The organism is Antribacter gilvus, assembly GCF_003946865.1.
GTDB classification, from domain to species: domain Bacteria; phylum Actinomycetota; class Actinomycetes; order Actinomycetales; family Cellulomonadaceae; genus Antribacter; species Antribacter gilvus.
In genome coordinates, this window is record NZ_QXTH01000001.1 from 266,320 (window position 1) to 284,264 (window position 17,945).

Genomic DNA, 17,945 nt, shown 5'->3' on the forward strand with positions numbered 1-17,945 from the left:
AACAACAGACCGACAGGTGAGTCTCAAAGGCGAGACCCTCAACTCATCACCTATTCCAAATTCCTAGATGTGGGCCTCTTGCCCCGTCGTCACATTGATTGGAGATAGCCAACTGTGGCTACCGCTACTCGAACCCCGAACACCCGTACCCACAGCGAGAACAAGCGCGTTGTCGTCGCAGAGCACCCGGGGAGGATCACGCCACCCCCATCTGCTGTTGCAGCCCCGTCGTCCGAGCCCGCACCTGACATCGAGCCCGCCGCCCCGAAGCCGAAGACGACACGACCGACCTCGCGGACCAAGAACAAGTTCGAGGTCCACGCTGAGCAGCTCGCAACCGCCGTAGCCCTGGCGAAGTCGCGTGAGGCTGAGCATGCCGCCGCTGAGACTGCACTTGCCGAGATGCACGCGGCCCTTGCTCACGGTGACGAGTCGATCTCTGCCGAAGAACTCGCTACAGCCATCGCCGCCGTTCAGCGTGCCGAGCTCCTCTCGCAGCACGCATCTGCCGCTGTCGAGTCCCTCACCGCTGCGGCTCCGGTCCGCCCGATCATTGCCGAGGCTCTCGCGCCGGTGCTCTCCGAGTCCCTGCGACTGCCCGTGATCGTCACGGACGAGATGCCCGCCGACCTTGAGGTGAGCCCCGACTCACTCCCCGTCGCCTACCTCGTCCAGGCGCACCACGCTGACGTTGCGAAGCGTGCGCCCGTCGGTGCCGTCCGTGGCTCAGTTCGGCTCACTATCGTCCGCGGCAAGCAGCACTCCACGCTCACACCCGAGCAGGTCCGTGAGGCACTTAAGGATGTGCAGGGCTGGTTCTTCGTGACGGACGGCGGCTCAGGCCCACGAGGCTCAGTCGTGATCGAGTCCGTCACGGTGGCTGCCAACTGGTGCTACCCGCTCCTGCCCGTCATGCCTGATCCCGCGAATTCCCCCTATGCGCTCGGTAACGAGGTCGCCCGGCTCATCGCTGACGGCTCGCTCGTAACCACACCGAACGGTGCACCGGAGATGGAGCGAGTTGGCCCGAACGGTGCCCCGGTCCCGGCTAGGGCACTTGACACTGACTGCCTGAGCGCGCGAGTGACCGACTCAGCGACTGACGACGACGGGATCACTGTCACTGTCGAGGCCGACGTGTCGGTCGAGCACCGAAAGGCATACGCCGACTACAGGTCGGTCGCTCACCTTGCCGACACCGAGAGCCGCCTCCGCCACGTTGAGGAGACCGTCTCGTCGCTTGTGGGCTCCGTCGTCGGTGCGCTCGGTCGCGTCCGCTCCGCCAAGGTCGCGGGTTGGGGCACTGGAGAGCGGAACGGCAGGCCCGTCGCCGTGGCTCACATCCGAGCCGAAATCATGTCCGGGACCGGGCTGTAACACCCTGAGCCTCGTGGCCTCTGTGCCCGGACGTAGACGTGCACAGAGGCCACGAGGCCGCTCCGATAGTGACCGAGCCCGATGCTCTGACAAGGCCCGTCCGAGCATCGGGCTCGGTGGTAGCGACAATCCCGGGTCCGCCGACAAGTCGCCATCGCACGCTGTTGCGTGAGTATGGAGCGAGTGATTGCGGCAGCCGGCCCCGTGAGCGCAAAACGACTCCAGAACCCGTACAGGATCTCGGATGCTATACGCGGGCGGTGAGGAAGAAAGGGCGCGGGGGTCATACCCCAGGTCGTCGACCGCTCACACTCGATACGTCACGCGGCGGCATGCTCGGTCTCTGGCACAGCGACTCAAGGACATGTGCAGCACCGTGCTCTCCGATCGTGCCGGTGACGTGATCGGCGGTCATGAGAACTTCCTCGGGCGCGTGTCCCATCGCCACGCCGTAGCCTGACCACTTCAGCATCTCAAGATCGTTCAGGCCGTCTCCTACGGCAACCGTCTCATCCCGAGCGATCCCAAGGTGTCGACGGATTTCGTCCAGCTCGACGGCCTTCGATAGTCCTTGCTTCGTTACGTCGATCCAGTCCGGGCCGGCTGGAACGGCCGTGACTCCAGCCGAGTGGAGCTGTGCCGCCATCCCGGCTGCACCTTCCGCGTGGATGACCGCACGAGTCACCGGTCGCGACCACAAGTCCCGCTCGCTGACGATGCGCTGCTTCCCGTTCAGCAGGCCAGGGCCGAAACGGACATTGACACGAAATCCCCGTCCGATCTCTTCAACAGCCATGAACGCGTCCGGGATGGCACACATCGCATAGGAGAACGCACCCTGGGGGTCGAACACGCGCGTTGAGACAACCTTGTATGGCTTCCACCAGTGACCCGTGAACCGCCCGGTGATCGCGCCGTTCGAGGCCACGAACCAGCCTCGCGTGAGTCCGAGCTGCTGAGCGATTGGCAGCACGCCGACGAGCGATCGACCAGTGGCGAGAACAACCTCGATGCCTTCCGCTCGTACCCGCTCGATCGCAAGCCGCGTCACCTGGGGCACGATCCCGTCGCGACCGATAATCGTCCCGTCGATGTCGAGGGCGACCAACTTCGCCGCGAGGCGTTGCGTTGCGTATGTGTCCATGGGGATCACACTGTCGGTGTACCCGGGGTTCTGCGACTCACTTTCCTGTTATTGCAAAAGTTCGTCTCGAACGCTCTCAAGCTTGGCGCTCAAGTCGTCGCCGAATAATGCATGCTCAGCGAACCCGTCAAACTTCGCGACATAGAGGGCCACGTCCCTGGGGTCGGTGACTACCACTTTCGCATGGACCGTCTCGACGGTTACCGAGCGATCGTCGCGAATCACAAAGGCATGGCTGGGTATGTCGTGCTTTGGGCCGGTGATTGGCACTACGCGTAGATCGATGTTCGGTAGGCGGGTGAGGGAGATGAGCCGGTCGATCTGGCCTGCCATAACGAGCGGAGGAACGATCAGCCATCGCAATACGGGCTCGGTGATCACGAACCGGAGCGTCTTGGAGTCGTCGTACAGGACTTCCTGCCGTTCAAGCCGTGCGCTGATCGTTTGTCGCACGGTTTCCTCCGTCAGATCAGCGTGACGGGACAGAATTGCTCGCATGTACTCCGGGGTCTGGAGCAAACCGGGGACAAGCGCCGGCTGAAACACGCGCAGAAGCCCCATCGTGGCTTCGATCTCTTGCAGCTTCTTCTGCGCCTTGTGGAGTCCTGCGCGTTGTATGAGACGCCAGGCTGTGGCCTCGGTGGCGACCGCACGGGCGGCGTCCATGTATTCCGACTTCACCGAATCGGATACGCCGATGGCGGTAAGGATTCGGTCCACGTCGTCCGCGCTGGGCGAGAGTTTCCCCGTCTCGACCTTGCTCAGCTTGCTCGCGGACATGACAGCGCTGCGGGCAACGACCTTCGCCTCGATACGGGAGGCTTGCCGTAGTGCCCGCAGCGCTGCACCCAGCTCCGCGCGATTCACTCTCCGTACTCTGCCCACCAATCGGCGAACGGCACAGCATGCGCAAGAGCCGTGTCCCGGTAACGCGCATACTCCGGGCCATCGTCGTCCTGCAAGACGTCAGCTCCAGCGAACTTGCCCGCGTCGTAGCTGAACCGCGCCGGTGTTGTCCCGTCGAAGAGCCAGAAGTCCCCGACGTGATCAGGCAGCGGGTTGGCACGCTCGGTGACATCGAGGATGTAGAACTCCTCCCCTGCCGTGGTGTTCGTGACGTACCCCCACCCCAACTCGAATCGGAGGTACGTCGTCAAGGGTCGGCTCAGGACATGCACCCGGTACATGCGCCGTCCGGCGTCCGTGTGCCCGCGAACTTCGCTCAGCCAGTCGGTGTTGTAGTCGGCAGGCTTGGGCCGGCCCTCGCGGAACATCCGGTAGGCGTCCACGCTGCCCGACTGGCTGTAGTCGTCCAGAGTCTCCAGTCGGAACGCTTCCCGCTGGAAGGTCGCGAAGAGATCCCCGATGGACCTACGCGCCGAACTGGTCACCGAACGCCTTCCGCACGAGGTCGAGGGGGATCTCCACGACGGTTTCGTGCCCGGGGATCGTCAGGCCGTGATCCTTCGGCGTCTCGCCCTGCACGAGGATCGTCCCCCTGTCGGTCTGGTAGATCGTCGGGCAGTCGTTCTTGTCGCAGGACGACGCAAGCGTGGTCACCTTCACTGGACTCTCCCTCTTCGCCGGACAACCGTCCCCTCGATTCTTCGGGTACGAAGGGCCAGCGACAAGAGGGAAGACTTTCCAAGACGGGAAATCTCCCACCACAGCGAAGTCCGGCTGCTCCCGCGGATCGGCCGTATTCCTGCACGGCGGTGCAGCTAAAGAGCAGGAAGAGGCTACCCTGACCCCTCTCCGCCTCCCATGCGCTTGGCGACACACGACCGTCGGGATGATCGGGCGCGCGTCTGGCAACTTAACGATGCGGCGCCGTAGCATGACCCGCGTGACCAGAAGTGGACCGCTTGAGCCTGGTGACCCGAGGCACGGCACGACGAACGGATACGGCAACCTTGGCTGTCGGTGCACGGCCTGTCGCGAGGCAAATCGAATTAATCACGCCGCCTACATGGCAGGCAAACGAGCTCGCGGCGAGATGCTCGGAACACACGGCACGGACCTTCGTTATGACACCGGCTGCCGCTGCGACATGTGCAGGGAAGCACACAACAAGAAGTCACGCGAGTACAAGCGAAAGCGTCGAGGAACGGGCAATTAGCCCTCTTCTTGCGCTTCCTCTTCGCCTGCAGGCTCTTTGAATTCAGCCATCACATTGCCGACTAGCGCCCGCACATCAATGGCTTCTGGCGCAGGCCTGGCCCGTCCCTCCGCATAGGCCAACCGCGCCGCTGCAAGGTCTGCTAAGCGGACCGCCTGAATTACAATTACGCGGCGCAATCCAGCCGAGACCTCGCCTCGCTCGTGAGCGACTGCCGCAACGCGCGCGAGGGTCTCTGCCCGGCGTGCAATTCGGACATCGGGATGCTCGCGGTCCTCGCGCATGTCCGCTGGGATGAGGCCGAAGCGATGGGCGGCTGGCAGCGCGACGCGGGCTTGTGTACTGGGCGGGATCTTCTCGTTTAGTATGGCCCGATACTTGGACTTCTCGATGGCGCTGAGATAGACCGAATATTCAAAAGCATCTAGCCGTCGCTTCATTGATGGATCAGCCCGCAGGAACTCCGTTGGATACAACTCGATTTCAGCAACTTCGAACGGATCTAGAATTCGGTAAGCCAGCGTATCTGAGCGCTGCCCGCGGAGGTGTCGACCGACGCGTGTTCCGAACTCCTCGGTTGTCTGTCCAACGTAAATTGGCTCACCATCATAGTCATAGAAGGCGTAAATCCCAATACACCTGGCCAACCTCTTGCCGCTCTCGGGATCGGTCTCGCCGAGGGCTGCATCGAGCAGATCTCGAAAACCCTTGACGAACCGCGTGGACATCGACTTCTTGGACGGTGGCCGTCTCTCCGGCTGGTTGTACGACGCGACCCCACTGCTAGCCATTAGACACCACCTGCAGTTCGACACGCTCAGCGGTAGCCATCTCGCCACGAACGAGCGGAGCGAGGTAGTTCTGACCAAGCCATGCGACGGCTGGCACAGCAACCGCGTCACCAAACCCAAAGAGGGCTTGGTTTGACCGTGCAGATTCTAGGTTGTAGTCCGGTGCACCCATGAGCCTCGCATACTCGCGGGGAGTCATCCAACGGACGCGAAGCCTCTTGTTCCCAAGCATAACGACAGCCTGCTTTGATGAACCGCCGCGGGCGGTTCGCAGGCACCCGGAAACGTCGTCAGGGCGTACCTCCCACACCGGTATGCCGTTTCGGGTACGACGGTATGCGGTCCGGTACTTCACGCCACTCGTCCGGCGAAGCTCGTTAACCCGCTCGATTTGCACAGGCGAAAGCGACGAGATGAAGCGCGACGTTCGCTCCTCGTCCCACCAGCGTGCGTCGGTCGAGGGCATCTCCTCGATCAGGGCTCCGAGGCCACTCGTAAGGGGGGCTGGCGGGTTGGGAAGTCGCGCACGATGCGTGGCCAACGTCGGGTCGCCAAAGACACCCTGAAGCCAGTCTGGGCGGAGTTCCGAGTTGGGGTCGGCGACGTCTTCGGGCGGGTTCTGTGCGCCGATTAGGAACAGGCGGGGCCGGGACTGCGGGATGAATCGTCGAGCATCGAGCGAGATCACGTCGACCGAGTAGCCCAAACCATTGAACGCCCGGATCGCGGCGGCAAGATCATCTCCACCGTGTGATGTCGCTAGCCCGATGACGTTCTCAAGCACTGCCACCTCAGGCCGCTTGTCGCCCAACTCCTCAAGGAGCCGGATAAAGTGCCAGAACGTACCTGACTGCGTTCCTGCAAGGCCCGCACGTCCACCGGCAAGTGATAGGTCGGTACATGGTGATGACGCCCAGGCGAGCGAGGCGTCCGACGGCAGTTCGTCTGCCTGTACCTGGCCGATGTCTCCGAGTACGAACTTGTGGTCACGGCCGGCTTGCTCGTCTCCGAATTGGGCCTCGTACATGGCCCTCTTGTCCGCCTCGTAGTCGTTCGACCATGCCACGTCGAAACCCGCCTGTTCGAGCCCTAACCTCGCCAGGCCGATCCCAGCGAAGAACTCTAGAACCCTGGGCCTAGTCGGCGACAGCGAGGTCAGTTCGGACATGGCGCAACCCTACTGCCCGGGTCCGACATGGTCCGACATCGCCGCGCAGCGCTGTGCAACCACCCCGCACCCCAGACAGACTAGATGCGTGGAACCGGGACCAACCTCTCCGCGTGCTGCCGTTGACCCTGCGATTCGCGCAAAGATGCAGCGCGTCCGGAGCCGTGACACGAAGCCGGAGATGGCCGTTCGACGTGAACTCCACAGGCGCGGCCGACGATACTTCGTACACCAAGCGGTGCTCCCTGGGCGTAGACGAGTTGACGTCGTCTTCCCTCGCACCCGAGTCGCGGTCTTCATCGACGGGTGCTTCTGGCACTCTTGCCCAGACCACCTGCGCATGCCTGCCTCGAACTTGGACTACTGGGCGATGAAACTTCGGCGGAACCGTGAGCGAGATCGCCAGACTGACCGCGACCTCGAAGCTGCGGGCTGGACGGTAGTTCGCGTGTGGGAGCATGAGCCGCCCGACGCTGCGGCAGATCGGATCGAGGCAGAACTTCCTACTCGGTCCTGATCACTGCATCCTTGAGGAGAGCACGCACCACCGCGATCGCCTGCCATTCCTCGCTCGTCACGTCGTCCGCATCGTCGAACCGGAGCCATGCCTCACGATCACGAGAGGGCACCTCTGACGCGCTGAGAGTCTCGATCCGGGGTTTCGTGTGCTCAGTCACGGATCGAGGCTCTCACGGGCCGTGGCAAGCGGCCTGTCAGTTCGAGACGGCCGCCCGGATGCGCTCTTCCCAGGTGGCCGGAACCCTCATTTCGATTCGCCCGCTCCGCTGATACACGAACGAAGGTCCGGTGTAGTCGGCTTCGTCCTCCGGCCACTCGAAGTCCACGTCATGACCGATGCTGTAGAGCTTCGGGTGATAGGGGCGTCCGCCGTCGGTCGGGTGAAGGATCCCATAGACACCAGCAGCCCGGAGGGCGGTGTTTCGCTCCTGGTCCGTAGTAAGGCGGCCCCAGACCTCGCGGTAGGTCTCGCCTGTTGGAACGTCGCGCCACTGGTCCGGCTCAACGGGAATTGCGGCAAGCGCCTCGCGTCGCTCGGTCAGGGCGAGGTACTGCCTGCGGAACCGATCCAGTGAGGTCGGCGTGCCGTACAGGCCGGCTCGGCGGTCGTCTTCGAGCTCATCGAGCCCGCGATCAATCTCGGAAATCTGAGCGTCGTGGTTGCTCCCAGCTACGAACTCGCGGCGCACGACCTCAACGTCACCAACGAGGCCGAGGAACATCCGAGCGAGCTCCTTCTCTGCAGTCTCCCCCCGGATGCTCTTTCCAACCTTGCAGGCTGCACCTGTGTTGTTCCGCTTCGAGCACACGTAGTACAGCGTGCCGTGACCGTTGAGCCGCGTGTAGAGCGGGTCACCGCAGATGCAAAACAGGATGCGGTGAAGCATGCGCCGATCGACGCGTACGGCACCTCGTCCGCGATGGTCTCCACGCTCGTTGATTGCTGCTTGCAGCTCCTGCCATTCCGCAAGTGAGATGAGCGGGTCGGCGCGCTGCACGGGAGATCCGTCCTCGTTCGTAATGACGCGCGTTCGCTGCACCTCCTGGCCGTCGTCGCGCTCGACCGTCACCCAGTGAGACGCCTGACCCAGCAGCGAGTGCGACCGCAGGATGTGATGCAGGTTCCCCGGTCGCCACTGGTAGCCCTTCGGCTCCTTGTTCCTCCGGATGCGCTGAACGTCCATCGACGTCGGGATACCGGCCTCGTTAAGCCAACGGCACGTGCCGTTAATGCTCTCGCCGTTGACGACGCGGCGCACGATCTCTCGCGCAATGCTTGCCGTGTTCTCCCCGTCGTCGTCAACAACGAGCACCCAACCGTTGCCGTCCGGAGACTTCATCTGGCGGTAGCCGTAAGGCACCTGTCCGCCTCTCCAGCGCCCGGCCTGCATCAGCCGATCGTGGGACGCTTTCATACGTTCCTTGATCGCGTCGTGCTCGTTCTCCGCGAACATCGAGAGCATGCCGTAGAGCATGCGACCTTCTCGCGTGGCGAGGTTGAACCCGTTCTCAAGGGTGACGATCGACTTACCCTGTGCGAGTGCCCAGCGGCCGAGCTGGTGCGTGTGGATGATGCTCCGAGAGAGCCGATCGAGTCGCCAAGCGCAGAGCATGTCCCACTCGTCAGCACGCGAGGATTCCAGTGTTCGGCGGACTTCGACCTCTGAGGGGTCTTCCCTCCCGATGGTTCCCGGAAGCCACGGACCGAGTCCAGGCCGCTTCCAGGGTGCCTGGTCACCCTTGACACCTTCGTCGTCCTCGGTCCAGGCGACCACCTCATGACCGTTCGAGCTTGCCCAATGCGCTATGCGTGTGCGCTGGTCTTCCATCGACAGGCTGCCAGGCTTGAACTTGGACTGGCGGAGCACTCCGAGGACGCGAGCCATCTTCAACCCTCCGGGTTCAGTCGGGGCGTTGTGTGATTCTACTTGACAGGAGGAGGCCCGGGAGCTCGCGCCCGTGCATCCCCACGTGGTGCCCCTGACGGCACGGCGTCCCAACGTCGAGGGCGCGGGCGGCGTGGACCTCGCGGAGCTCGTCCGGAACGCGCTGCGAATGCGGCCCGACCGCATCATCCTCGGCGAGTGCCGCGGCGCAGAGGTGCGTGAGGTGCTGCTGGCCATGAACACCGGGCACGACGGAGGCATGGCCACCGTCCACGCCAACTCGGTGGCGCAGGTGGCCGCCCGCCTGGAGGCGCTTGCTGCGCTCGCGGGCATGGCGCGGGACGCGGTCGCAGCCCAGACCGCTGCGGCGCTGGACGTGGTGCTCCACGTCCGCCGAGCGCGGGGCGTCCGGTTCCTCGCGGAGATCGGGCTGGTGGGACGTGACGACCGGGGCGAGCTGGAGGTGCGCGCGGCCGCGTGGTGGGACGGCGAGGGTCCCTTCGACGTGGACGTCGCGGCCTGGGGCGAGCTCACGAGGAGGTACGGACCGTGGTGAGGGGGCTGGTCGACGTGATCGCGGTCGGGGCGCTCGTGGCGGGCGCGGTGTGGTTCGGGCTGATCCCCGGCGGCCGGCGCGTGGGCGAGGTGCTGCGCGGCGGTCCGGGTCGGGGCGTCGTGCGGGGTGCTCAGCGCCGGGTCGCGGCCGGTGCGGTGCCCGGGAGGCCCGACGCGGCGCCCCGCGCGACCGGTGGACCGGATCTGGCCGCGGTCGCGGCCGGCGATGAACCCCTCCGGGTCCTGGTGCTCCAGGTGGTGGCGCTGCTCCGGTCGGGTGCACCTCCGGGGGTCGCGTGGTCGCGGGCGGCAGGAGTCCCGGTCTCGCCCGCAGGTGTGCCCGACGACGTCGCGCTCGCCCGCGTGCTCGGCGCCCGGCACGCGCGTGCCGTGGCCGCGGCGACCCGGCTGGCGCTCGACGTCGGGGCGCCGCTCGGCCAGGTGCTGGAGTCGGTGGCAGGCACGCTCGTCGCGGAGGCCGAGGCCGCTGCGGAGCGGGAGGCAGCCCTGGCGGGCCCGCGTACCACGGCGCGGGTGCTGCTCTGGTTGCCGGCCCTCGGCGTCGTCCTGGGCTGGGCCCTGGGCGCCGATCCCGTGGCGACGGCCATCGGCGGTGGCCCGGGCACCGTCTCGATCGTCGCCGGCGTCCTGCTGCTGCTCGTCGGCCGGACCTGGACCGGACGGCTGGTCGCGGTGGCGCGTGGCGTGCGCGAGGCGACCGTCGAGGTCCCTGTGGTGCTCGAGCTCGTCGCCGCGGCGATGCGGGCCGGTGCGGGGGTCCCCCGAGCACTGCGGGCCGCCGGCACGGCGGTGGGCAGCGACGAAGGCGCCGGGCTCGTCCGGGCGGCCGACGCCCTCGTGCTCGGCGCCGGCTGGGACACAGCGTGGAGCGGCACGCCGTCGGCGCTGGATCCGGTCAGGCGGGCGCTCCGCGGCGCCTGGGTCGACGGCGCGGCACCCGCCGACTCGCTCCGGGCCGCGGGCGAGGAGCTCCGGCACGTCCGGCAGGCGGCAGCCCGCACGGCGGCGGCCCGGCTCGCCGTTCGCCTGGTGCTTCCGCTGGGGGCCTGCTACCTGCCGGCGTTCGTCCTCGTCGGCCTCGTCCCCGTGCTGCTGGCGCTCGGGGTGGGCCTGGTCGGCAGCTGAAGGACCCACGACTCCGGCCACCGGCCGGAACCGGCTCGCGACCGCGCGCCGGCCGTGCCCGCCGCCCGGCGGGCCTGACCCAACGTGCCCGCCGCCCGGCGGGCCGAACCAAGGAGGAGACATGACCATCAACAGCACCATCGACTGCTCGCAGCAGGAGGAGACCCGATCGCGTCCCGGCGAGCCCGATCCGGAGGCGGGCCTCGCCACCGCCGAGTACGCGATCGCGACGATCGCCGCGGCCGGGTTCGCCGGGCTCCTCATCGCGATCCTCAAGAGCGGTGAGGTGCGCGAGCTCCTGCTCTCGATCGTCCGCTCCGCGCTCTCCCTGGGCTGACAGTGGCCCGGCGAGAGGTGAGCGAACGCGGTGCCGTCACGGCAGAGGTGGCCGTGGCGCTGCCCGCCGTCGTGCTCGTCCTCGCCGCGGTGCTCACGCTCGCGGCCGCGTCCACGGCGCAGATGCGCGCCCTGGACGCGGCCCGGGCAGGGGCGCGGGCCGTGGCGATCGGTGAGACGGAGGGCGCTGTGGCGGCGGCGGTACGTCGCGTCGGTGGCGAGAACGCTCAGCTGGGGGTCCGTCGGGACGGCGAGTGGGTGACCGTGACGGTCTCGACCCCGGTGGCGGCCGGCTGGCTGTCCGCCGTGCCGCTGCGCGCCACCGGCACGGCCGTGGCCTGGGAGGAGCCGTGACGGCGTCCGCCGAGCGCGGGGCGGGCACCGTCCTCGTGCTCGGCGTGACCGCCGCGGCGCTCCTGCTCGCCCTGGGGATCGCCGCGCTGGGCGCAGCCCTGAGCGCCAGGGGTGGCGCCCAGGTCGCCGCCGACCTCGGTGCGATCGCTGGGGCGACGGCGCTCCTCAGCGGGGGTGACGCCTGTTCCGTCGCTCGCGGCACCGTCGAGCGCAACGGGGCCCGGACGACGTCGTGCGCGGTGGAGGACGGCGGCGCGGTCCGGGTGTCCGTGGCCCTGGCCGTCACGGGAACGGTGCCCGGCTCGTGGCCCGGTGGGCTGGGCGACGCGACGGCTACGGCGCTCGCGGGACCCCGGCCGTCAGGAGTTCAGGACGTCGATCGACCCGTCGGGGGAGAGCCGCAGGCGACGCGGGTCGAGGTCGGCGAGCTCGAGGGCCGCTTCCAGGGCGAGCTGCGGCACGTCGGCCCACCAGTCCGGCAGCCAGTGGTGCTGCCGGAATGCCTCGAGGATGGGGCCCGTCGGCACCCGACGGCTCGTCATGTCGCTCACAACGGGTATTTTCGCAGGTCAGACCGTTTCGAGGAAGCGTTGACCCCGTCGCTACCGGCCACTGACCTGGCCCTCGGTGAGGGTCTGTCGGAAGAAGCGGACGGCCGCTTCGCCCATCCGGGCGCGAGCGTCAGCGTCGGCGCTGCGTATCGGGAAGAAGTCCTGGTGCCGAACGCGTGGCCCGATCTCACGGCCTACGATCCCCGGGACTCGGTCGAGGTACGGCCGCGCATCGGTGGCCAGGGGCGTGACCCGGTCCGCGCCGCCCCACCACGACTCCACGGGGACCCGGATCGTGGCGAGGCTGGCAGCGTCGACGATGGACCCGAGGGGTGCCACCTGGAAGACGGACCGGACGCGCGGGTCCACCATGTCGGAGGCGGAGTCCGCGGCGAGCTCGAGCAGCTGGGGACGGGTGTACTTCTCCTGGACGATCTCGAGCACCCGCGGGTACTCGGGGATCTTCGCGAACGGGATGCGGCCCGTGAAGATCCCGCCGATGATCCGGCGGTCGAGCCGGGCGCCGACCGTCGCGGCGGCGGCGTACGCGCCGGCCGAGAATCCGGCCGCGCCCACCGGTCCGAGCTGCCGGTCGCGGGCGACCACGTCGAGCGCGAACCGGAGATCTCGTGCCCGCTCCCACGGGAAGATGAACCCCTCGGGCTCATAGCCGACCGTCGTGCTCGCACCGTGATGGTCGACGGCGACGACCTGGAAACCGTCACTGACCAGCGGGTCGATCATCCAGTCCATGGCCCCGACCGATCCGCCGGCGCCGTGCGACACGACGACCGTCGGGATGCTGGGGTCGGACGCGTCCCGGTCCCAGACCGAGACGCGGACGGGGCGGGCAGCGGTGGGGTCGGCGAAGGACCGGCGGGACTCATCGAAGTGAACAGTGACCTGCGGCGACGCCAGTTCCACGCTCATGGTCGCAGCCTAGGCAGAAATCATCGGAGTTTGGAACAAAGTGGACTAACACTTCACTGGGTGGAAACATGAGCCGCGTCACGGGGGGCGTGCGACAGCACCGCGTCAAGGAGACGTACCGCGGCGGCCTTGTCCAGGGGTGCGTTGTAGCTCCCGCACTTGGGCGACTGCACGCATCCGGGACAGCCGTCGGCGCAGGGGCAGGCAGCGATCGCCTCCCGCGTCGCCCGCAGCCACGTCGCTCCGAGCTCGAACCCGCGCTCGGCGAAGCCCGCCCCGCCGGGGTAGGCGTCGTAGACGAAGACGGTGGCCTGACCGGTGTCGGCGTGCAGCTCGGTCGACACGCCGCCCAGGTCCCAGCGGTCGCACGTGGCGAGCAGCGGAAGGAGGCCGATCGACGCGTGCTCGGCGGCGTGCAGGGCGCCGGGCGCCTCCTCGGCCGAGACCCCCGCGGCCCGCAGCACGAACTCGGGCACCGACCACCAGACGGCCACGCTCCCGAGCGTGCGCTCCGGGAGATCGAGCGGCTCGGTGCCGAGCACCTGCATGTCGGGGAGCCTGCGCCGCTGGAAGCTGACGACCTGGCTCGTCACCTCCACGGGTCCGAGCCCCCAGGTCACCGGCCCCCACTCGCGCTCGACCACGGGCCGGGAGGGACCGATGTCCGGCATGGGCGAGTCGGCCCCGGGGGTGGCGTCCCCGTAGCCCTCGATGGCGATCTCCATGAGCTCCCGCGACCAGGTGCCGTGGTCCACGTCGCGGCGCACCACGAGGGCGACCTGGTCCTGGAGGTCAAGATGGTCCACGAGGTAGGTGACGCCCTGGTGGACGTAGACGGCGCCGTCGTGCACCTGGCCGTCTGCGGACGCCGCGTCCACGGTGCCGAGCATCCGCCCGGTTCCGGCCTCCACCACGCGCACCGGCGACCCGCCGGAGCCGCGGAGGTCGGTCAGGCCCGCGGCGGGCTGGGCGTGCGTCCAGTACCAGCCGGACGCGCGCCGGCGGAGGGCGCCCCGGGCCACGAGCACGTCGAGCACGTCACGCACGCGTGCCGGATCGCCGAAGGCAGCCAGGTCCTCGGTGCGCAACGGCACCTCCTGCGCCGCCGCGCACAGGTGCGGGGCCAGCACGTACGGGTTGGTCGGGTCGAAGACCGTGGCCTCCAGCGGGGCGTCGAGCACCGCCTCGGGGTGCAGCACCAGGTAGGTGTCGAGCGGGTCCTCGCGTGCCACGAAGGCCACCAGGCCGTCGGCGCCCGCGCGGCCCGCCCGCCCGGCCTGCTGCCACAAGGACATCCGGGTCCCGGGCCAGCCGGCGATGAGCACGGCGTCGAGCCCGGAGATGTCCACGCCCAGCTCGAGCGCGTTGGTCGTCGCGAGGCCCAGCAGCTCACCCGTGCGCAGCGCGCGCTCCAGCTCCCGACGTTCCTCGGGCAGGTAGCCGCCCCGGTACGCCGCGATCCTCTGCGCCAGCTGTGGCGACACCCGTCGCAGGTGGTCGCGGGCCTGCGTGGCCACCGACTCCGCCCCGCGCCGGCTGCGCGTGAACGCCAGGGTGCGGGCCCCGTGGGCCGCCAGGTCGGCGAGCAGGTCGGCGACCTCCGCGGTGGCGGACCGGCGGGGGTGCTCGGGTGGGCCGGAGTCCGTGGGCACGGCGGGGGCGTCGGGCTCCCCGGATCCCACGGGTGCCGTGGCGTCGTGGGCCGTCGGGTCCACGACGGCGGCTGCCGGGTCGGTGTCGGCTTCCTCGTCGCGTCCCGCGCTCCAGCCGATGATCTCGGGCGGACGCCAGAGCGCGACCGTCCGGCGGCCCGACGGCGAGCCGTCCTCGGTGACGGCCAGGACGTCGTCGGGCGCGGCCCCGACCAGGCGAGCCGCGCTCACCGCCGGCTCGGCCGTGGTGGCCGACGCCACGACGAACGTGGGGGTGCTCTCCCCGTAGTACTCCGCGAGGCGGGCCAGGCGCCGGAGCACCAGCGACACGTGTGCGCCGAACACCCCTCGGTAGGAGTGCCCCTCGTCCACGACGACGTACCGCAGCCCCTTCAGCAGCCGTGCCCAGCGGCGATGGTTCGGCAGCAACGCGAAGTGCAGGAAGTCCGGGTTCGTCAGCACCACGTCGGCGTGGTCCCGCACCCACGAACGTTCTTCCCGCGGGGTGTCGCCGTCGCAGGTGGCGACGCGGAGGTCGCGCGTCCCGGCGGCATCGAGGAGCCCCTGGAGCGAGTGCAGCTGGTCCGCCGCCAGGGCCTTCGTGGGGGACAGGTAGATCACGGACCCGCGCCGGGTCGCCGACTCGATCCGGCCGGGGTCGAGCGTCGAGGCCGCGACGTCGGCCCGGATCGAGGTCAGGGCCGGCAGCCAGAATGCGAGGCTCTTGCCCGACCCCGTCGACGTCGCCAGGGCGACGTGCCGGCCCGACCACGCCGCGTCCGCCGCCTCGACCTGGTGCACCCACGGGCGGTCCACGCCCCGGGCCCGGTAGCCCGCGACGATCGTCGCGTCTGCCCACGCCGGCCAGTCCGCCCGCTGCCCCTCGCGCGCCGGGAAGGTGCGCACATGCGTGAGCCGGTCGGCGCGGGAGCCACCGGCGAGCAGGACGTCGAGCAGGGGGTGCGTTGTGGTCGGGACGGGCACGTCGGCCAGTCTCGCACCATGTCGGCGGCGCGCCTCAGCCCCAGCGCTCGACCAGCGCGCGGACGAGATCGCTCGGGTCGTCCGACGACGGCGCCCCGGCCTGCGCTGCCCCGGCCGGTCCGGCGGCCCGCCCGGCGGCAAGGCCCCGGGCGTAGCCGACGGCGTACGTGGTGACGGGCGCCGCGGGCCGGGCGACCGCGTGCGCCGCGTCCCGGGCGAGGTCGAGCACCTCCTGGACGTCGACGGTCCCCGGGGCGAGCCCCAGCTCGGCCTCGAGGCCGTCCACCCAGCGCTGCAGGTCGTTCATGGGTCCTCCGATGTCAGTAGCGGGGTGCCGTGGCGCCGAGCCGCTCGGCGTCTGCCCAGGTGTCGACGTCGTCGGCGAGGCCGCCCGGGTCTGGGACCTGGACGCAGCGGAGGGCGTCCACGAGCCGGCCCACCGGGATGCCGTCCACGCTGCCTGCCGGGGACCGGAGCTCGTCGAGCCGGGTTCTGAGCACGTCCCGACGGTAGACGCCGACGAGCCACTGCGCCCGACCGTCGCTGGTCAGGAACGCGCCGTCGGCGCCCGGCCGCGCGGCAACCCCTTCCAGCAGGAGCGGCACCGCCGCGGCAGCGCGCGGTGCGTCCACGGCCAGCACCACCACCCAGCCGGGGCGGTTCGGCTCGTCCCGCCCGTCCCTCCCGTCCGACTCGTCCGGTCGGTCCCGCCCGCCGCGGGCGAGGGCGCGGAGACCCGCGTCGATCCCGGCCACCGGCCCTCCGAAGGGAGGATCTTCCCTGGTCAGCACGGCCCTGCCCGTCTCCGGGCGGAGCGAGTCCGGGCCCACCACGGCGATGCGATCAGCGCCGTGGAGCGCGTCGAGAGTCCGGGCGAGCAGCGGGACGCCGTCGACCAGGAGCCCGGACTTGGCGACACCGCCAAGGCGGGTCGCCCGCCCGCCCGCGAGCACCACGGCGTCGAAGCCGGGGCGCGCGGCCGGGACCTCGGCCGGGACCTCGGCCGGGACCTCGGCCGCGCGCGGCGCAGGCAGACCCGCCCGCAGAGCGACCACCGCAACCAGGTCGCCCGCGGCCACCTCGTGCACGTCGCGCGGCACGACCGCGAGCCCGTCGGCCGCGGAGAGGGCAGACACGAGGTGCCCCCCGCTCCCTCCGCCGCTCGGCGAGAGAGCAGGCTCGACCTCGCCCGACGCCAGCACCCGCACCGGCAGCACCTGCTCCCGGCCCGCGGGGCTCCGCCATGCCGTGGCGACCTGCCGGGGCGTGACCGGGATGCCGGCGATCGACGAGAGCCCCTGGGGCAGGGGCGCCCCGGGTGCGGTCGCCGGGCTCTCCCGAGCCAGCAGCCCTCGCATCCGGCCGATCGCCGGCCGGACGAACAGCGTGAACGACACGAAGGCACTCACCGGGTTGCCGGGGACCGCGATCCACGGGACGCCGCGCCAGCGCGCCGTCGCCTGCGGTCGGCCGGGCTGCATCCCGACGCCCGCGACGTCCACGTCGCTCACGGCGGTCGGCCGGGACTCGGAGGCCAGCACCTCGCGCACCACGTCGGCCGCGCCCGCCGAGACGCCCCCGGCGGTCACCACCAGGTCCACGAACGGCGCGACCTCGTCGAGCGCGGCACGGAGCGCGTCCGCCGTGTCGGGCACCGGGCCGAGCCGAATCACGTCGGCACCGGCCTCGCGCGCGGCGGCGGCCAGCATGAGGGAGTTCGAGTCGACGATCTGGCCGGGTCGCCGCGCTGTCCCGGCGGGCACCAGCTCCGAGCCGGTCGCGATCACCGCGAGGCGCGGCCTGCGGTGGATCAGCACCCGTTCCGTGCCCGACGCCGCCACGCTCGCCACGAGCGCGCCCGTCACCTCGGCCCCTGCTGCGGCTACGAGATCGCCGGCCTGGAGGTCCTCCCCGCGCCGCCGCACGTGCGCGCGGGCGAGGCGGGAGAGCGTGACGGTCGGCTCCGTGGCCGGTGCGCCCGCCACGAACCGCTCGGTCGACGTGCGCTCGACCGGCACCACGGCGTCGGCCCCCGGAGGGACCGGCGCGCCGGTCATGATCCGGACGGCCTCTCCTGGGCCGAGCACGGCGGCGGGCGCGCCTTCGCCGTCGGGCAGCGCCGCTGCGGGGAGGTCGCCGACGACCCGCAGCGTGACCGCCTCGCCCGACTCCGGCAGGTCGGCCAGGCGCACGGCGTACCCGTCCATCGCGGCGTTGTCGAAAGGAGGGACCGAGTCGGTGGCGCGGACGTCCTGGGCCAGCACGAGCGGGCCCGAACCGGGTGCGAACCGGTGCGGCCCCGCCTCGGGAGCGGTGCCGCCGTCGTCGATCAGGTCGGCGAGGGTCATCTCGTGCGCGGGCAGCGCGTGGACCAGCGCGAGCACCCGTTCCACGTGCTCGGCGATGCTCCGCAGCGGCGTCGGGTGGCCCATG

General features: G+C 69.5%; 18 protein-coding genes and 2 pseudogenes. 7 read left to right on the forward strand and 13 right to left on the reverse strand.

The features are described 5' to 3' along the window. Positions 1-114 precede the first annotated feature (114 nt). Entirely contained in the window at positions 115-1,377 is a 1,263-nt protein-coding gene (locus D1350_RS01155; protein ID WP_125773030.1) for a hypothetical protein, read from the forward strand. Positions 1,378-1,660: 283 nt separating this feature from the next. On the opposite strand, the gene D1350_RS01160 is transcribed toward D1350_RS01155, so the two are convergent. The 6 genes from D1350_RS01160 to D1350_RS01185 form a co-directional block, all read right to left on the reverse strand. Then, the gene (locus D1350_RS01160) at positions 1,661-2,521 is read right to left on the reverse strand and encodes an HAD family hydrolase (protein WP_125773032.1); all 861 of its coding nucleotides are present in this window, start codon (positions 2,519-2,521) and stop codon (positions 1,661-1,663) included. 48 nt (positions 2,522-2,569) lie between these two features. Continuing rightward, the gene (locus D1350_RS01165; protein WP_125773034.1) at positions 2,570-3,388 is read right to left on the reverse strand and encodes a helix-turn-helix domain-containing protein; all 819 of its coding nucleotides are present in this window, start codon (positions 3,386-3,388) and stop codon (positions 2,570-2,572) included. Continuing rightward, positions 3,385-3,912, reverse strand: a complete 528-nt coding sequence (locus D1350_RS01170; protein WP_125773036.1) for a DUF6879 family protein — start codon at positions 3,910-3,912, stop codon at positions 3,385-3,387. The genes D1350_RS01165 and D1350_RS01170 overlap by 4 nt, the downstream gene beginning before the upstream one ends. Beyond that, positions 3,893-4,087 (reverse strand): hypothetical protein, encoded by a 195-nt coding sequence (locus tag D1350_RS01175; RefSeq protein WP_125773038.1) that lies wholly within the window; start codon positions 4,085-4,087, stop codon positions 3,893-3,895. Before D1350_RS01175 ends, D1350_RS01170 begins: the two co-directional genes overlap by 20 nt. Before the next feature lie 549 nt (positions 4,088-4,636). Beyond that, positions 4,637-5,368: a GIY-YIG nuclease family protein gene (locus D1350_RS01180; RefSeq protein WP_206074378.1), complete on the reverse strand. Its 732-nt coding sequence runs from the start codon at positions 5,366-5,368 to the stop codon at positions 4,637-4,639. A gap of 55 nt (positions 5,369-5,423) precedes the next feature. Continuing rightward, complete coding sequence (locus D1350_RS01185; RefSeq protein WP_125773043.1) at positions 5,424-6,599, reverse strand: DNA cytosine methyltransferase; 1,176 nt, start codon at positions 6,597-6,599, stop codon at positions 5,424-5,426. On the opposite strand from D1350_RS01185, the gene D1350_RS01190 reads away from it, so the two are divergent. Continuing rightward, positions 6,598-7,116, forward strand: a complete 519-nt coding sequence (locus D1350_RS01190; protein WP_125773045.1) for a DNA mismatch endonuclease Vsr — start codon at positions 6,598-6,600, stop codon at positions 7,114-7,116. The two genes, D1350_RS01185 and D1350_RS01190, sit on opposite strands and share 2 nt — an antisense overlap. Here D1350_RS01190 and D1350_RS23525 read toward each other — a convergent pair. Beyond that, positions 7,103-7,276, reverse strand: a complete 174-nt coding sequence (locus tag D1350_RS23525) for a hypothetical protein (protein WP_164544986.1) — start codon at positions 7,274-7,276, stop codon at positions 7,103-7,105. The genes D1350_RS01190 and D1350_RS23525 overlap by 14 nt on opposite strands. 36 nt (positions 7,277-7,312) lie before the next feature. Next, entirely contained in the window at positions 7,313-9,004 is a 1,692-nt protein-coding gene (locus D1350_RS01195) for a recombinase family protein (RefSeq protein ID WP_125773047.1), read from the reverse strand. 49 nt (positions 9,005-9,053) lie between these two features. On the opposite strand from D1350_RS01195, the pseudogene D1350_RS01200 reads away from it, so the two are divergent. The 5 genes and pseudogenes from D1350_RS01200 to D1350_RS01220 all read left to right on the forward strand — a co-directional run. Continuing rightward, positions 9,054-9,560 (forward strand): annotated as a pseudogene (locus D1350_RS01200) (ATPase, T2SS/T4P/T4SS family); the annotation flags it as partial. Then, positions 9,554-10,705 carry a type II secretion system F family protein gene (locus tag D1350_RS24255; RefSeq protein WP_240643804.1) on the forward strand — a complete coding sequence of 384 codons (1,152 nt, stop codon included), beginning with the start codon at positions 9,554-9,556 and terminating at the stop codon, positions 10,703-10,705. The pseudogene D1350_RS01200 and the gene D1350_RS24255, both read left to right, overlap by 7 nt. A gap of 121 nt (positions 10,706-10,826) precedes the next feature. Then, the gene (locus D1350_RS01210) at positions 10,827-11,042 is read left to right on the forward strand and encodes a DUF4244 domain-containing protein (protein ID WP_125773049.1); all 216 of its coding nucleotides are present in this window, start codon (positions 10,827-10,829) and stop codon (positions 11,040-11,042) included. 17 nt (positions 11,043-11,059) lie between these two features. After that, positions 11,060-11,395, forward strand: coding sequence for a TadE family type IV pilus minor pilin (locus D1350_RS01215; RefSeq protein WP_125773051.1), 336 nt, complete (start codon positions 11,060-11,062; stop codon positions 11,393-11,395). Next, positions 11,392-11,736 (forward strand): annotated as a pseudogene (locus D1350_RS01220) (Rv3654c family TadE-like protein); the annotation flags it as partial. The gene D1350_RS01215 and the pseudogene D1350_RS01220, both read left to right, overlap by 4 nt. A gap of 18 nt (positions 11,737-11,754) precedes the next feature. Here the strand turns inward: D1350_RS01220 and D1350_RS01225 are convergent. The 5 genes from D1350_RS01225 to D1350_RS01245 are packed head-to-tail and all read right to left on the reverse strand — an operon-like array spanning position 11,755 to position 17,944. After that, positions 11,755-11,946: a hypothetical protein gene (locus tag D1350_RS01225; protein ID WP_125773053.1), complete on the reverse strand. Its 192-nt coding sequence runs from the start codon at positions 11,944-11,946 to the stop codon at positions 11,755-11,757. Between the two features lie 51 nt (positions 11,947-11,997). After that, positions 11,998-12,876, reverse strand: a complete 879-nt coding sequence (locus tag D1350_RS01230; RefSeq protein ID WP_125773055.1) for an alpha/beta hydrolase family protein — start codon at positions 12,874-12,876, stop codon at positions 11,998-12,000. 53 nt (positions 12,877-12,929) lie between these two features. Beyond that, positions 12,930-15,512: a DEAD/DEAH box helicase gene (locus D1350_RS01235; RefSeq protein ID WP_125773057.1), complete on the reverse strand. Its 2,583-nt coding sequence runs from the start codon at positions 15,510-15,512 to the stop codon at positions 12,930-12,932. A gap of 34 nt (positions 15,513-15,546) precedes the next feature. After that, entirely contained in the window at positions 15,547-15,819 is a 273-nt protein-coding gene (locus tag D1350_RS01240) for a DUF6457 domain-containing protein (RefSeq protein ID WP_240643805.1), read from the reverse strand. A gap of 13 nt (positions 15,820-15,832) precedes the next feature. Continuing rightward, the gene (locus D1350_RS01245) at positions 15,833-17,944 is read right to left on the reverse strand and encodes a molybdopterin-binding protein (protein WP_125773059.1); all 2,112 of its coding nucleotides are present in this window, start codon (positions 17,942-17,944) and stop codon (positions 15,833-15,835) included. Position 17,945: the final 1 nt, after the last annotated feature.

Coding starts and splice junctions, on each gene's coding strand:
- D1350_RS01160 (WP_125773032.1), bottom strand. CDS start 2,521: ATGGACACATACGCAACGCAACGCCTCGCGGCGAAGTTGGTCGCCCTC.
- D1350_RS01180 (WP_206074378.1), bottom strand. CDS start 5,368: ATGTCCACGCGGTTCGTCAAGGGTTTTCGAGATCTGCTCGATGCAGCC.
- D1350_RS01190 (WP_125773045.1), top strand. CDS start 6,598: ATGGCGCAACCCTACTGCCCGGGTCCGACATGGTCCGACATCGCCGCG.
- D1350_RS01185 (WP_125773043.1), bottom strand. CDS start 6,599: ATGTCCGAACTGACCTCGCTGTCGCCGACTAGGCCCAGGGTTCTAGAG.
- D1350_RS01195 (WP_125773047.1), bottom strand. CDS start 9,004: ATGGCTCGCGTCCTCGGAGTGCTCCGCCAGTCCAAGTTCAAGCCTGGC.
- D1350_RS01210 (WP_125773049.1), top strand. CDS start 10,827: ATGACCATCAACAGCACCATCGACTGCTCGCAGCAGGAGGAGACCCGA.
- D1350_RS01230 (WP_125773055.1), bottom strand. CDS start 12,876: ATGAGCGTGGAACTGGCGTCGCCGCAGGTCACTGTTCACTTCGATGAG.
- D1350_RS01240 (WP_240643805.1), bottom strand. CDS start 15,819: ATGAACGACCTGCAGCGCTGGGTGGACGGCCTCGAGGCCGAGCTGGGG.
- D1350_RS01245 (WP_125773059.1), bottom strand. CDS start 17,944: ATGGGCCACCCGACGCCGCTGCGGAGCATCGCCGAGCACGTGGAACGG.